The 14,929-nt window shown below is 61.4% G+C and carries 11 protein-coding genes and 1 pseudogene; 2 read left to right on the plus strand and 10 right to left on the minus strand.

The features are described from left to right. Positions 1-4 precede the first annotated feature (4 nt). The 10 genes from M729_RS0129800 to M729_RS0129845 form a co-directional block, all read right to left on the minus strand. Positions 5-1,024 carry a BMP family protein gene (locus M729_RS0129800; protein ID WP_027163724.1) on the minus strand — a complete coding sequence of 340 codons (1,020 nt, stop codon included), beginning with the start codon at positions 1,022-1,024 and terminating at the stop codon, positions 5-7. A gap of 246 nt (positions 1,025-1,270) precedes the next feature. Then, a complete protein-coding gene (locus tag M729_RS0129805; RefSeq protein WP_027163725.1) occupies positions 1,271-2,161 on the minus strand; it encodes an aromatic ring-hydroxylating dioxygenase subunit alpha in 891 nt (296 codons plus the stop codon). A gap of 252 nt (positions 2,162-2,413) precedes the next feature. Continuing rightward, a complete protein-coding gene (locus tag M729_RS0129810; RefSeq protein ID WP_027163726.1) occupies positions 2,414-3,205 on the minus strand; it encodes an AraC family transcriptional regulator in 792 nt (263 codons plus the stop codon). Between the two features lie 462 nt (positions 3,206-3,667). Continuing rightward, positions 3,668-4,855: a porin gene (locus M729_RS0129815; RefSeq protein WP_027163727.1), complete on the minus strand. Its 1,188-nt coding sequence runs from the start codon at positions 4,853-4,855 to the stop codon at positions 3,668-3,670. A gap of 318 nt (positions 4,856-5,173) precedes the next feature. After that, positions 5,174-6,448 (minus strand): serine hydroxymethyltransferase, encoded by a 1,275-nt coding sequence (glyA, locus tag M729_RS0129820; RefSeq protein ID WP_024505107.1) that lies wholly within the window; start codon positions 6,446-6,448, stop codon positions 5,174-5,176. A 79-nt stretch (positions 6,449-6,527) separates the two neighbouring features. Next, positions 6,528-7,487, minus strand: coding sequence for a D-glycerate dehydrogenase (locus tag M729_RS0129825; RefSeq protein WP_024505108.1), 960 nt, complete (start codon positions 7,485-7,487; stop codon positions 6,528-6,530). Positions 7,488-7,500: 13 nt separating this feature from the next. Then, on the minus strand, positions 7,501-8,706 hold the full coding sequence (locus tag M729_RS0129830) for an aminotransferase class V-fold PLP-dependent enzyme (RefSeq protein WP_027163728.1): 1,206 nt from the start codon (positions 8,704-8,706) through the stop codon (positions 7,501-7,503). A 55-nt stretch (positions 8,707-8,761) separates the two neighbouring features. Continuing rightward, the gene (gene purU, locus M729_RS0129835) at positions 8,762-9,628 is read right to left on the minus strand and encodes a formyltetrahydrofolate deformylase (protein WP_027163729.1); all 867 of its coding nucleotides are present in this window, start codon (positions 9,626-9,628) and stop codon (positions 8,762-8,764) included. Next, positions 9,625-10,518, minus strand: coding sequence for a methylenetetrahydrofolate reductase (locus tag M729_RS0129840; RefSeq protein ID WP_027163730.1), 894 nt, complete (start codon positions 10,516-10,518; stop codon positions 9,625-9,627). The genes purU and M729_RS0129840 overlap by 4 nt, the downstream gene beginning before the upstream one ends. A gap of 143 nt (positions 10,519-10,661) precedes the next feature. Continuing rightward, a complete protein-coding gene (locus M729_RS0129845) occupies positions 10,662-11,918 on the minus strand; it encodes an aminomethyltransferase family protein (protein WP_027163731.1) in 1,257 nt (418 codons plus the stop codon). Between the two features lie 843 nt (positions 11,919-12,761). Here M729_RS0129845 and M729_RS01000000136185 point away from each other — a divergent pair. Together M729_RS01000000136185 and M729_RS0129860 are read left to right on the plus strand one after the other, a co-directional pair. Continuing rightward, a complete protein-coding gene (locus M729_RS01000000136185) occupies positions 12,762-13,265 on the plus strand; it encodes a response regulator transcription factor (protein ID WP_032809607.1) in 504 nt (167 codons plus the stop codon). A 312-nt stretch (positions 13,266-13,577) separates the two neighbouring features. Continuing rightward, positions 13,578-14,929, plus strand: a pseudogene (locus M729_RS0129860) (hypothetical protein); the annotation flags it as partial.

Raw genomic sequence — 14,929 nt, forward strand, 5'->3', positions numbered from 1 at the left:
TGTCTTACTTCACCTCGGCCGTGTTGAGGGGAACGACAAACTTGCCGGACATGATCTCCTGCCGTTTGGCCGAAATTTCGTCCTTCACCACCTGCGGAATCCTGCCGTCGAAATCATGGTAGGGAGCAATGTCGGTGCCACCCTCCGCCATGGAGAACCACCTTGGTTCGGCATTGCCGCTGAACTGTGCGCCAGCCTTGCGCTTAAGCCACTCGCCGATGATCCATTCGAGATCGGGCTTCCAACTGATGATGGCGCTGGATGCGATAGCATCGGGAGCGACCTTGTTCTGGTCATTGATGTTGGCGAAGCACATGATCTTGTGCTCCTGACAGGGCTTGAAATTGTCGGTCAGCATGAAGACGACATCGGCGCCTGCCGCGATCTGCACATTGGCATGCTCGGCGGCCAGCGCATTGTCGGACCACGAGCCGATGAAAGACAGGCGATGCTGGATGTCGGGCTTGATCGCCTTGGCGCCCTCGAAGAACGCGTTGATCTGGTCGTTGACGTCGTTGGCCGGAAAGGTGCCGACGACGCCGATCATGCCGGACTTGGTCGTATGGCCGGCGAGCATGCCGAGCAGGTAGGACGGTTCGTGCAGCCGCTTGTAGATCCAGTATTGATTGGCACCGACCGGGTGATTGCCGGAACCGGTGACGACAAACATCAGGTCCGGGAACTCGGCGCTCAGTTTCTTGACCTGGTCCGAATAGGTGCTGTGGCCCCAAATGATGTCGTACTGACCGCTCTCGGCGTAGAAGCGCATGGCGTTTTCGGCATCGTCTCCATACAGCGGGTCAGTATAGTCCCAGGAGATTTCGAGCCCTTCGGGCTTCGCCGTCTTCATGTCCTCTAGCGAGTTGAGCAGTGTCCTGCACCAGCCGACATCGGAAAGGCTGTCCAGGATAACCGCCAGTTTCAGTGTCTTTGGCGTGTCCGCAAAGGACCGCACAAGCCCGGAAAGAAGCAGGGCGCCTGCTGAACCCAGGATTGCCGTGCGTCGCGTGATGGTGTTGGTCATTGCATGATCCTCTCATTCCAGTCCGAGAACTGTCCAATGTCGCCTTGTCGTCACCCGGATATTCTTGTCTTTTCCGGTTGCCTACTTGGAGGCGGCGATTGCCTGGACAACGTCCCCTATGGCGTTGTCAGGCAGCCGGTCTTTCCAGCTTGTGTCTGAAACTTCCACGGCGAAGGTCGGCTAACAATGGCTGCGATTTCTTTCGCGCATATCCGCAATTAATCATGTCCGAAAATGCGCCCATGACTAGCGCGGCTGCCTACCGTCGCCAGCCACGACGCCATAACGCAGGCCCCTTTCGCGCAGCCAGCGACGGTAGGCGGCCGACGCGGCGTCGGCGCGGATCGGCACCTCGGAACGGGGGTCCAGCGGCAGCCTCTTCGGAACCTGATTCTCCAGGATCGGCTTGTCCTGCCCCAGGATGGTCTGGTGAAACCGCCTGAGCGTTGCCAGGTCACGGACTTCATCCAGCAAGCAGATGACGATATGGACGAGCACCCAGTCCTCTTCGACCGGCTGCCCGAACAGCGCGATGACGTCGCGCCGGTCACGTTGCCGGGACCCCGTCTTGTAGAGGACGGCGCAGAACGGGTGCGGCACCCGGTAGATGTATTCGGTGTCGGCCCCTGTCGTCGAACCCGCATTTGCCTGCGGCTGGTAGAACTCACAATCGGTGACCACTATTTCAGGCGGCTCGGCCGAAACCTGCACCTTGTAAGGTTTGACCTCGGTGTGCGGCTCCTCGCCGAGAATGCCGGTGTGGACGAATGGAAAATGCCCCATGTCGAGAAAGTTCTCGACCGCCCTCGGCGCCGATACGTTGACCCGTACGACGCCCTGGATGATGTGGCGGCGATCGGCTTCGGAAAACTCAGGAATCTCGAACAGGTCGCGCTCTGGCGTACCCAGAGTCGTCCAGACATAGCCGAACCGCTCGATGACAGGGAGCTGCCTTCGGCCGGCTTCGACAGTGGCCTGGCCTTGCCAGACGGCAACCTTGCCTTCGTGCCGGCCAACGGCAATCAGCTCACCGAGCAGGACCGTCCGCACCGCCCGATCGGCCGGCAGGTCTTCGATACAGGCAACGACATGCCAGTCGTTGAGCGCAACGGGATCGAGGTGAGAGAAATTGCCCATGATGCTGTCCAGCCTGGAATGTCTGTTGTCGGTGAACGGATCTGGCCGAGGCGTAACCGGCAACGAGGTTGCAGGACTCCGGTCCGTTGCCCGACGGCCCATCGCCGCAAGCCGGATCAGTCCTGATGGTCCCGACATTTCATTCGCGGCTGGAAAACCGCCATGTCTGCTCTTGAGGAAAGCATATCGCCAGTTCATCCGCCCGGTTCTGAAGCGATGCTTGCCTCATCATCCGAAGGCACGTGGCAACCATCAGGCGTTGCGCTTCTGCTCTCTGAGCTCGGTCGGTGAGCAGTCGAATGCCAGCTTGACCTGCCGCGAGAAATGATAGGGATTCTTGTAGCCAACCTGGTAGGCGATCTCGCTGATCGACAATCCTGTCCGCTGCAGCAGATGCGTGCCGTAGTCGAGACGGCAGCGCCACAGATATTTGGCCGGCGTCATGCCGAGATGTTTCTTGAACGCCGAGACCAGATATTGAGGGCTGACGCGCACCTGCTGCGCCACCCGCTCGATCGACAGATCGGCGGCAAAGTTCTCTTCGAGGAAACGGCGTGCCTGCAGGATCGTCTGCGGGATCGGCCGCTCCGCTTCGATCACCTCGGCCTCGTAGATGAAGGCGTGGAGCAAGGCGTTGGTCAGCGACTCGCGAACACCACCGCGGCCACCGCGCTCGCCGAGACCAAGATCGACACCCAACTGCATGAGGGTGTGAACCATCGGCGAGGCGACGATGAACGGCGCGAACTTCTCGCGCTCCTTGTACAGCCACGCCGCGTTCTGGGGCCGGCCGTCGCACCAGCTGATATGGGTCAGCATATCCGGCGCTACCGTCGTCATGTAGCGGTCGCGCGTCAGCGACAGAGCGCATTGCCCCGCCTCCAGTTGCAGGACGCCGTCGTCCGCCTCGAGCCGCAGGGATCCAATGTGGACAAGCATGAAAGCCAGATAGTCGCCACCGATCGGGCCATACTCGCCACCATTCTCATAGGTCAGTTCCCCGAAAGTATTCTCCCGGCTAAGGTCGATCGGTGGCAGGCGCATATCGGCTTCCCCCTGTCAGACTGCCGGTGCCATGCAAATGAAGTCGATCCGCGTTCCGGCTGCGTCTCCAATTGTCGAAGCTATGGCCTCGTGACGCAAGGTACCGCCAATCAACCTGCTCATGGCGGCAGAACGATGCTTCCACGCGCACAGGCCCAGGCTAGCCGAGGCGATCCGCCAGGCGATCTCCAGAGAGGCCGCCCTTGAACGCTCGCTGGTCAACGGCTTGTCGAGATCGACGTCGAGCCGCGCTGGCCAGTCGTCGTCACTCGGGTGGGATCACACTGGTGGACATAGCCGGAATGAAGGGCGCCTTGGTCAAAGGCGCCCTTCGCATCGGCGGCGCGCTTCGGTCCTGGAGGTACGGACTCAAGCATTTTGAGAGGAGCCACCCGATGAGCTCACTGGGCCGGCTTGCCCAGCGAGCATTCGTATATTTCGGCGAAGTGCTACAACAATCCGCTAGAAGTCGCGCTGGAAGCGGAGGAGGCCGCCGACGCTATTCTCTTTCGTAGCGCCGACCCAGTTACGGTTGTCAATCTGGCCAAACTTGCCATCGTGGTTATAGTCAACTTCGGCCGTGACCGTGAAGCCGGGGACGACATCGTAGGCAACGTTTGCCGCGACACCGTAATTCTTGTCATCGTCAGCGGAAACCTGGAGATTGAACGAGGTCTTCTCGTTGAACTTGTAGGTGCCGCCTCCCCAGACTGCCCAGTTGCCGCCCCACTGCTTATAGAAGTTGCGGTCGATGTTCTTGTCGGTGCCGTAACCGGCCATCAAGAACAGAGACAGAGCGCTCGAAGCGTTCACGTCCAAGCGAACCTTGCCGGCATATTCTTCGAAGGTGCTGTCATAAGCAGCGACGCCCGTGATCGCGCCCCAGCCCTGCGTGTACTTCACGCCGCCGACGACATGCGGGACATAGCTGTCGATCGTGTCGTAACCCGAACTGATGTACGTGAAAGGCGGGACGCCGGTCGGGCCAGCGCTGCCGCTACCTTCTTCGAGGGAAACCACGCCCGACAAACCGTTGCCGAGGTCGAAGTAGTACTGGACGACGTTGCTGTCGAAGCCGCCATAGGGGACGATCGTGTCGTTGATGACGTTGCCGGCGTAACCGATGAAGGTGTCGAAGGCCGGGTCGTCCTTACCGACGCGCAGACCACCGAGCTGGATCCAGGCGAAGTTCAGCGTAATGCCCGTGTTGCGGGCCTGCCAGTTGTTGCGGCTGTCGTTGGTCGTGGCCTGGTTGGCATAGTCGCCGAAGCTGTTGCCGAAGTTGAAGCGGGTCTCGGTGTAGGTCTTCAACGTGCCGAGTTCGGTTTCCTGGCCGGTCCAGGTCTTCAGGTTGAAGCGGGCATTCTTCCAGTAGGCGGAGTGGTCGTCTTCGCCCATGCTGTCAGGAACGTGATTGACGCCATCGAACGAACCGGCATCACCCACGCCGACGTCGTAGCGGACATAGCCGCCGATGCGCAGGCAGATTTCGGTGCCGGGGATGTAGAAGTAACCAGCGCCGTAGACGTCGCAGATCTTGACGTATTCAGCGGGTTCCGGCTCGGCAACAACGACGGCGTCGGCGGCGCGCGCACCGGAAACTGCGATCAGAGCCGCAGCTGAGCCGAAAAGAAGGCTCTTAATGTTCATTTTCCTCTCCATTCAAAAGATCAAAAAAAGCCAGGGTATCTTTCGAGACTGGCAACCCGCTCCCCGGAAAACGCCGCACCCATGGATCCAAGCTCCTCCTGCCGTCCGCAGCCGAAGGCGCCACTTCCGTCAATCGACGGAAATTGCTTGCAAAATGGCTCGGACGACAAACTTGGAGGTGGATGTATGCGGTGATTTCGCGATGACGTTAGGACAGGCGCAACTCGTCACGAATGGCGCTGCTACGCAAAACCATATCTGTGGCTAATGCCCTGTCCGCGGCAGCCATGTATCTGCCTGTGGCGCGCTCCCGGACGGTCAACCGGGTCTGGGCTCGTAGATCGGGAATGCCTCGCAAAGCTCCTCGACCGACCGCCGAGCCGCCTTCTCCTGTTCGGCGCCCCATTGCGTTCCGACCGCATCCAGCACGTCGGCTATGAGATTGCCGACACGGGCAAACTCGCCCTCGCCGAAACCGCGCGTGGTGGCGGCCGGTGTGCCCAGCCGTATACCGGAGGTGACGGCAGGCGGCGCCGGATCGAAAGGAATGCCGTTCTTGTTGCAGGTCAGCCCTGCCCTGCCCAACGCCTCCTCCGCGTCCTTGCCGGACAGGCCCTTGCCGCGCAGGTCGACCAGCAGCAGATGCGTATCGGTTCCGCCGGAGACAATGTCGAATCCGCGCTCGCCAAGCGTCGCGGCCAGCTTTCTGGCATTCGCCACCATCTGCCGGGCATAGGTCTTGAACCCGTCCTCCAAGGCTTCACCCAGGGCAACGGCCTTGGCAGCAATGACATGCATCAGCGGGCCTCCCTGCAGGCCAGGGAACACCGCCGAATTCAGCTTCTTGGCGATGTCCTGGTTGTTGGTCAGGATCATGCCGCCGCGCGGGCCGCGCAGCGTCTTGTGCGTCGTGGTGGTGACGATATCGGCGACCTCCACCGGGTTGGGATGCACGCCGCCGGCGACCAGGCCGGCGAAATGCGCCATGTCGACCATCATCAGCGCGCCGACGGCATCGGCGATCGCCCGGATGCGCTTGAAGTCGATGATGCGCGGATAGGCCGATCCACCCGCGATAATCAGCTTTGGCCGTGTTTCCCGCGCCTTGGCCTCCAGCTCCTCATAGTCGATAAGGCAGTCGCTCTGGCGCACGCCGTATTGCACGGCGTTGAACCACTTTCCCGACAGTGTCGGCCGGGCACCGTGCGTCAGATGCCCGCCGGCGGCGAGCGACAGACCCATGAAGGTGTCGCTCGGCTTCAGCATGGCGAGCATCACCGCGCCATTGGCCTGGGCGCCGGAATGCGGCTGCACATTGGCGTGCGCCGCGCCAAACAGCCGGCAGGCCCTGTCGATGGCAGCCGCTTCGGCCAGATCGACATATTGGCAGCCGCCGTAGTAGCGGTGCCCCGGATAGCCCTCGGCATATTTGTTGGTCATCACCGAGCCTTGTGCCTCCAGCACAGCCGGCGAAACGATATTTTCGGATGCGATCAGCTCGATTTCGGACCGCTGCCGGCCCATCTCGCGTGCAATCGCATCGGCGACCACCGCATCCTGGAGCTTGAGGTTCCTCTGGAAAAAGCCGGTCATTCTGCTCGTCTCCTGGCGGCAAAAGGCGGACACGGTTTTCGGCGTCGCCATTGCCTGGTGTTGGAATTGAAACGGGGAGCTAGTTCACCGCGTCAGGCGGGGTGCGGCCTTCGAAGAAGGCCGACAGATTGTCGATCACCCGCATGCCCATTGCGATGCGCGTTTCGCTGGTGGCGCTACCCAGATGGGGCAGCAGCACGACATCTTCACGCTCCGTCAAGGCGCGCGGCACAGACGGCTCCGTCTCGAACACGTCGAGCCCGGCACCAGTAATCCGACGCTCACGCAGCGCCTGGACCAGTGCGTCCTCATCCACCACATCGCCACGCGCGGTGTTGATCAGGAAGGCTGATTTCTTCATGCGGGCAAGACGACGTTCGTTGATGAGGCGGGTGTTTTCGCCACCGCCCGGACAATGCAGCGACACGAAATCCGACGCCGCCAGCACCTCGTCCACAGTCGCCAGCTGCCGCGCCGGCATGCCGGGGTGGGGAACCGGCTGGCTGTCGAAGAAGACGACCTCCATGCCGAAGCCGAAGTGACAGCGCCTGGCCATGGCCTGGCCGATCCTTCCCATGCCGATGATGCCGACGGTCTTGCCGCTGACCTGGGTGCCGCAGAGATGCGTCGGCCGCCAACCGGTCCATTTGCCGGAGCGCAGCTCGCGCTCGCCCTCTCCGGCACGGCGCGCGCACATCAAAAGCAGCGTCATGGCGAGATCGGCGGTGGCATCGGTCAACACGGCGGGCGTGTTGGTGACGATCAGCCCTGCTGCGCTGGCAGCGGCAATGTCGATGTGGTTGAAGCCGACACCGAAATTGCCAAGTATTCTTGCCCTGACCCCGCCTGCAAAGAGATCCGCGCCAAGCCGATCGGTTACAGTCGGCAGCACGGCATCGGCAAGCAGCAGGGCCTGGCGAAGCTCTTGTTGCTCATAGGGCCGATCGGCTTCATTCAGCGTGACATCGAAATGGTCGCCAAGGCGCTGTTCGACCTCATGCGGCCAGCGCCGGGTAACGATTACCTTCGGTTTGCTCATGGCTACGATCCTCTCAAGCCGCGCGTTCGTGCCGCGGCTGCAAGGTCCGGCCGATCTCGGCGCGGTACCATTCCTGCGCAGCGGCAACACCGGAGCCGGCCTCGATTCGGGCTCCGGCGTCGCGTAACGACATTTCCGCCGAGGCCAGGGCGGCGAGGCACATGACCTCGTTGAGGTCGCCGAGATGGCCGATGCGGAACACGCGGCCAGCCACCTTGCTGAGGCCCGCGCCGAAGGATGTGCGATATCTGGAATATCCGTTGGCGATGACCTGTCTGGCATCGACATCCTCGGGGACGACGATCGCCGAAACCGTATCCGACCACCATTTTTCCTCGTTGGCGCAGAGCTTTAGTCCCCACGCATGCACGCCGCGGCGCACACCTTCGGCGAGCCGGTGGTGCCGGGCAAAAATCTGCTCCAGTCCCTCGGCAAAGATAAGGTCGAGGCTGGCTCTCAGGCCAAGCAGCAACTGCGTTGGCGGCGTATAGGGGAAGAAGCCGGTCTTGGACGAAGCCTGCATATCCTCGAAGCTGAAATAGCAACGCTCCATGCGCGACTGCTTGTGCGCTTCCAGAGCCTTGGCGCTCACCGCCAGGATGCCGAGACCGGCAGGCAGCATCAGCCCTTTCTGCGAACCGGTGATGGCAAGGTCGACGCCCCATTCGTCCATCCGGAAATCGATCGAGCCGATCGAGCTGACGCCGTCGACGAACAGCAGCGCATCGTGAGCCGTTTCGTCGAGCGCGGCACGCACGCCGGCGACGTCGGACGTCACGCCGGTCGCGGTCTCGTTGTGGGTGGCGAATACCGCCTTGATCTTGCTGCCCTTGTCGTCGCCCAGCCGTTGCCGATAGGCGTCGAGCGGAACCCCCTCACCCCATTCGACATCAATGCAATCGACCTCAAGTCCAAGGCGCTCGGCCATATCGACCCACAGGTGCGAGAACTGGCCGAAACGCGACATCAGCACCCGGTCGCCACGATTGAGCGTGTTGGAGATCGCCGCTTCCCAGGCACCGGTGCCCGAGCCCGGAAAGATGAAGACACTGCCGGTCTCGGTCTTGAATATCCGCTTCAGGTCGTGAAACAAAGGCAGGACCAGTTCCGGAAAATCCGGGGCGCGCATATCCTGCATCGGCACGTTCATGGCCCGCCGCACAGCGTCGGGAATGTTGGTCGGACCCGGGATAAAGAGATGCGCCGTTCCATTTTTCATGATCTGGTTCTCCTGTTGATATGAGCATCGCCACACACGGGTCGGTGTTGCCGCCTTACGCGAACACAACCGTTTTTCGTCCGTTGATCATCACGCGGGCTTCGAGGTGCCGTTTGATGGCACGCGCCAGAACGCGGCTTTCGATGTCACGGCCGGCCGCGATAAAATCCTCGACGCTCATGGAATGCGTTACCCGCTCGGTTTCCTGCTCGATGATCGGCCCCTCGTCGAGTTGGGCGGTCACATAGTGAGCCGTGGCGCCGATCAGCTTCACTCCGTGCTCGAAAGCCTGGTGATACGGCCGCGCGCCCTTGAAGCTTGGCAGGAACGAATGGTGGATGTTGATGACCTTGCCGAACAGGCGCCCCGCGAGGTCGTCGGAATACACTTGCATGTAGCGAGCCAGGACGACGAGGTCGGCGCCGACGTCCTCGATCACCGCCAGCATCCGGCCTTCCTGTTCCTGCTTGTTCTCCTTCGAGATGGGCAAGACGTGGTAGGGAATGCCAGCCCATGCCGCAGTTTCGCGGCTGTCTTCGTGGTTGGAGATGATCGCTGCGACCTCGGCTTCGAGCCAGCCAACACGGATCTGGTAGATGAGGTGAAGCAATGCATGGTCAAACTTCGAGACCATGATGACGATTTTCGGCCGACGGCTCCGCTCAAGCAGGCGGCTGCTCAGGCCGAAGCGATCCACCACAGGCGCAAGTCCCTTGGTGATGGCATCGGCAGACACCCAGGCGGGCGCCGAAAAGGCAATGCGCATGAAGAAACGGTTCGAGGCCCTGTCCCAATGCTGGCTGCTTTCAGCAATGTTCGTGCCAAGGTTGGCGAGTTCGGTCGTCACTGCCGCCACGATCCCGGCCTGGTCTTCGCAGGACAGCGTCAGAATGAACGACAGTCGAAGCGCTGCACAATTCATCGTTCGTTGACCCGCGGCCAGCACGCCTCGCGATAATCGGCGAACCAGGCAAGCGTCTTTTCCCATCCGCCGAATGGGAAGAAATGGAGGTGTAGTGGCGCGGTCGGCGCCGGGTAGCTTGCCGCCATGGTTTGTAAGATCTCGGCTGGGTTCCGGTCGGCCACGATGTTGAAGAGGCCGCTGGCGGAACGCCGCAGCGCCGCGATCGAAGGGCCGACACCGCACATCATGGCGAACCGGATGAGTTTGGTAAGGCTGGTCACACCGGCCAGACCAACATGAACCGGCAGCCCGGGATGCGCCGTATGCAGACTGCTCGCCCAGGCGGCGATCGTGTCGCCATCGAAGGCGAATTGCGATACGACCCTGGCTTCCAGCGACCGCTCGGCACAGATGTCGAGCTTGCGCCGCAATGCGTCCGTCAGTACGGCTTCGACGATGCTTGGATGCCCTTCCGGATAGCCGGCGACGAAGGCGGTTCGTATCGCACTGTCTTTGACCACGGGATGGGCGAGCAACTGGGTTGCCTCTCCCAACGGCCCCGGAAAGAGAGCCGGATTGCCGCCAAGAAAGAGCGCTTCGCTTATCCCGTTTCGACTGTGGGCGGTGACAAGATCGATATAGTCCTGCTCCGAATTGAAGTTCCGCGCGCCCAGATGTGGCACCGGCACAAAGCCCAACTCCTTGATCCGGCGCGCTGCTTCGATTTGCAAAGCCTCGGGCTTGCCGGGAAGGTGAGTAAGAAAGACGCGCGAGCCAAGCGGGAAGCAGTCGGCTGGTGGCGCAAAGGTGCGTGCCTGCGCCGGTGCCAGTTCGATCGACACCTCCGCGTCGAACACAAATGTAGCCGAACCTCGCGTCTGGATAAGCTCTTGGCGCATGTCGTTCATGATCTTTCCAGGTCTCTCCCGACCAGCTTCACGATTTCGCGGCACCGTAGGCCGCGGCAATGGGAGCCGGGCAGACCAGCTGCCCGGCTTGTCGTCGCGGGAGGATGCAACGACAAGACTCTCAGTTCTGAAACAGCGTTTCGCTAACCGTTGGCGGCGCGTTTGAGCGACAGGAACGGCAGCCCCACGACACGCGCCCTGACATCGGCCGCCACGCCATCCTTGTTCCACTTCAGCGTGAGCTCGGTGCCGGTCTCGGCGGCCTCACGCCGCAGATGGCCGAAGCCGATCATCCTGCCGGTCGAAGGTGACCAGGCGACGCTGCTGGCGTGCCCAACTTCCTTCCCGCCGCGAAAGGCTTTCAGCGGATACCACTGCACGCGCCGCAGATTTCCGGGCGCATTGCTCTCAAGCCCCTTGCCGTCGAGGGCTTGCGACCAGTCGATGTCGAGCCCGACGAGCTGGCGATGGTCACCCGTGTTCGACATGCGCTGCAGCGCCGCCTTGCCGATGAAATCGGCCTTGCGAAAGTCGACCAGCCGGCCCAGGCCGAGGTCGAAGGGCGCCGCACGATACTTTCCAGCTGCCTGAATGCCGGCGCCGCCATGGTCTGGGCCGGCACTTGTATAGTCGTAGCCAACGATCAGCAGCCCGGCTTCGAGACGTGCTATGTCGAGCGCCCAGGCGCCGGCAGGAAGGATGCCAAAAGGCTTGCCTGCCGCCTCGACCGCGTCCCACACGGCGGCGCCGTCATCCGCCTTGACCCACAATTCATAGCCATGCTCGCCGGTAAAACCCTGGCGCAGGATCTCGACCCGTCTGCCGGCTATTGTGACGATGGCCAAGCGAGAGAACGGCAATTCCTGCACGGACTGGGTGACAGCCTCCAGCACTTCGCGGGAACGCGGTCCCTGCAAGGTGAGGATGCCGTAGCTATCGGATATGTCGGTGACACGGACGTCGAGGCCTTCGGCATGCTGCTTCCACCAGGAAAGGCCGGGATCGGCGGAAACGCGGAAGGTGGTTTCATCCATGCGGAAAACCAGACCGTCGCCGACGACATGGCCGTTCTCGTCGCACCACGGTGCATAGTAGATCTGGCCGACCTGCAGCTTCTTGATGTCGCGCGGGATGAGCGCATCCATCATCCTCTCGGCATCCGGACCGGCAATGACATATTTCGACAGTGGTGACATGTCGCCCATGGCCACCCTGTTGCGGATAGCCGCCAGTTCCTCGACCATATCGGAGTAGCAATCGACGACCATGTTCCTGTCCCAGCGCATCCAGAGTGCGTTCTGGTTCAGTGGCGCCGTCCGTTCGACGAAGGGCGTGCCGCGAAAGGCGACATGGGCATCTGCCACCACGCTCAGGCCGGACGTGAATTTGATGTCGTTCATTCCAGGTCTCCTCCCAGTCGCAAGGCACTTTGCTGCGACATTCGACGACAACGGGTGAAGAACAGCGCACCTCGCGCCATGGAAACGAAACCATCCAAGCGCAGACCGCAGGGACGGCTTCCTGCGAGCAGCAACCCGCTCAGTCAGATGTCTCTTGCCTCATCCGTATCTTGGGTGAGACTTTCACTTCGCAGCGTTTTTCGGAATGCCCCCGGTTGCCGACGGCATACCCGCAGTTCAACCTGAATATTTGAAGCCGCCGTCGGATTGCTTTCGCTGTCAGCCTTCACCGGCAAATGCTCACTTGCGGTCGACCAGGTAACGCCGTCTCACCGCACAAGCTCGGCCCGTTCAGCCGTAGCATCGAAGCCTGAATTGGCAGCTCGACGCGTGGGGGGAAAGGCGGTAGCGCGCTGGCGCTAGCAAATTTCTCACCCAGGAGTGCGGTGAGACGTCCGGCGATTTCGACTTCGATTCCGCGGATCATCGTGCGATCGAATGCTGGCATTTCAACCAAGTCCAGCATCGCCTCCGCAGAATCGTCAGCCAGCCTGCTAGGGTGCGAGGGAGCCCGCCGGTCCGCCGTAGATTATAGCAACATGTATATTAGCTATTCCTTGACAATCGATGTGGGCTCTGGTTTCCTGATTTTACGGGTATTTAACCAAGTTCGTTGCGTTTTTTACGGACGGTGTTCGCATGTCAACAGTGGTTGTCGCGGACCCGCGGGGGGTATATCTCGCCGGTCTGGAATGGGTGTTGCAGAAGGCTGGACACGATGTTGTCGCCCAGTGTCGCCGCCCTGTGGACGTTCTCGCTCATGTGGAGCGCCATCAGCCTGATATGGTCATCGTAGGCGTGGATCTCGCGGATCAGCAGACATCAGGTCTTTCCTCACGGCTGAAGGCCGGCAACAGCGCTCTCGGCATCATCTTCATCGTGCAGCCAACCGGCAGGCTCGATGTCAGGGAAATACAGACGCTCGACGTCGATGGCCTGTTTCTGGACGGCATCAGCCACCGCTTTCTCATCGAATGCGTGAATGCGGTGGCGGCGGGCAAGAAGTGGATCGACAACAAGATCGTCCAGCAGCTGCTGATGCCCGGCTCGCAGCCGCAGCCAATGTCCCGGCTGACCGGGCGGGAGACCGAAATCGCCGATCTCGTCTCGCGCGGGCTGCGCAACAAGACCATCGCGCAGCGGCTGCATTTATCCGAAGGCACGGTGAAGATGCACCTGCATCACGTCTACGAGAAGTTGCACCTAGGCGGCCGGGCGGAACTGGCCTGGATGACGCACGGCAAAGCCGCCGAGCGTCCTGGAATGGGCCGAACCGGCCTGCTCTGAACACTCTCCACTCGCACCGACATTGTACGCACGGCAACGGCCGCAGAGCCGTCTGACGGCATCTGGCGCGTGCCTGCGCGACCTCCCGCAGCGCCGGTCAACCTGATCGAAGGATATATATCCTTCGATCAGGTGCGGACATTGACCGCAATACTATCGAAGCGGGAATGGACGCGCCCTCTGCGCCGGCGGCACATTGCAGGATCAAAGGCCGCAATTCTGTGCGCCAGCGGATGCACTTGGGTAGGGGCATCCGGCACCTGGGGGGGTGAATCCCCTTTTCTTGATGCGTTTAAACAGGGGAGAACCTCCATGCTCGACATCACAGCCCAAGACATCATCATCGACGAGACCACTGGCCTTCAGGACAGCGATGTTAACCCGACCGTTCCGCCGCACAACAACGCCACCGTGAGTTATCTCCTTGGCCTCGACGGCCCGGGCGGGCTGACCTCGCCGGAGGTCGCCTTCAAGTCCAACTTCGTGGTGGCCTCGGCGAGCGCAGGGGAAACCATCACCTCGGTCGTTCTCACGCAGAACGCCTCCGGAACCCCGTTTTCCACCACCGTCGGCGTGAACAGCGGCATCCGGACGGTCGATGGCAATTATGTCTGGCTGTTCAAAGACGCAACTCATGCAAACGTCGTGATCGGCGTCATTGGTACCTCTAACCCGCTCGTCGCACCCGCTGCGACCGGGCCGCTCGCCTACTCGTTTGCGCTGATAACCACCGACGCCACCCATGCGGACTTGTACACGGTCCAGTATGTGCCGTTGCTTCATCCGGTCGCGACCGACCCGGACGACCGCATCGATCTGACAGATCATGTGTTCGCCTCGGTCTCGGGGACCACCGTGGCCAATTTCTCTGGCCAGAACGCCGCACCCGGCAATCATGACTTCTACGCGATCAATTCGTCCGGCGGCGCCGCCAGTCAGCTTCTGGTGACAGGGTTCCTGGGGGCGAACAATGCCACCGCCAACGTGAGTACCCAAGGCTTCGGCGTCAACAACCAGAGCATCAATCCGACCGAAACGCTGCAGGTCGATTTCGTCTCCGGTGCCAACCTGCCCGCAGGTTCTGCCTCGCAAATCCAGTACGGCAGCCATATCGATAATATCACGCATGCCGGGTTCACGATCAACCAGATCACGCCTTCCAATCCGAATTTGCGGGTGGACATCAAGATCACCGCCCTCGACGTTCAGGGCAACGAGCAAGGCTTGAACTTCTATGACGGCAGCCCGACCACCGCCGCGCCCATCACCAGCCTCACGCTGATCGGCCAGTCGGGGGTTGCATCCCCCATCACCGCCAATGGTACCTATGACGTCGCGGGGAACGTTGATGTCACCATCAGTGGGCTCGGGACCAACATCGTCACAATCACCGGACTCGATAACATCACCACTGTCAACGTCACCACTAGCAGCCAAATGGATCGGTTGCTGGTTACGGGTGTCGATTCAAACGAAGGGTGCGACATCACCGAGTTCCATTTCTCGACAACGACCACCAACGCCTACACCGAACAGGTCGGCTCGTTCATCAACTTCGACGACGACGGGCCGACGCTTTCGATCACGGCCGCGCCGGTGGTTGGCGCAGCCGAGGTGATCGAGGCGAGCGGGGCTGGCGGGCACAGCCAGGCGACGATCACGCC

Source organism: Mesorhizobium sp. WSM1293, from assembly GCF_000513875.1.
Classification (GTDB): Bacteria; Pseudomonadota; Alphaproteobacteria; order Rhizobiales; family Rhizobiaceae; genus Mesorhizobium; species Mesorhizobium ciceri.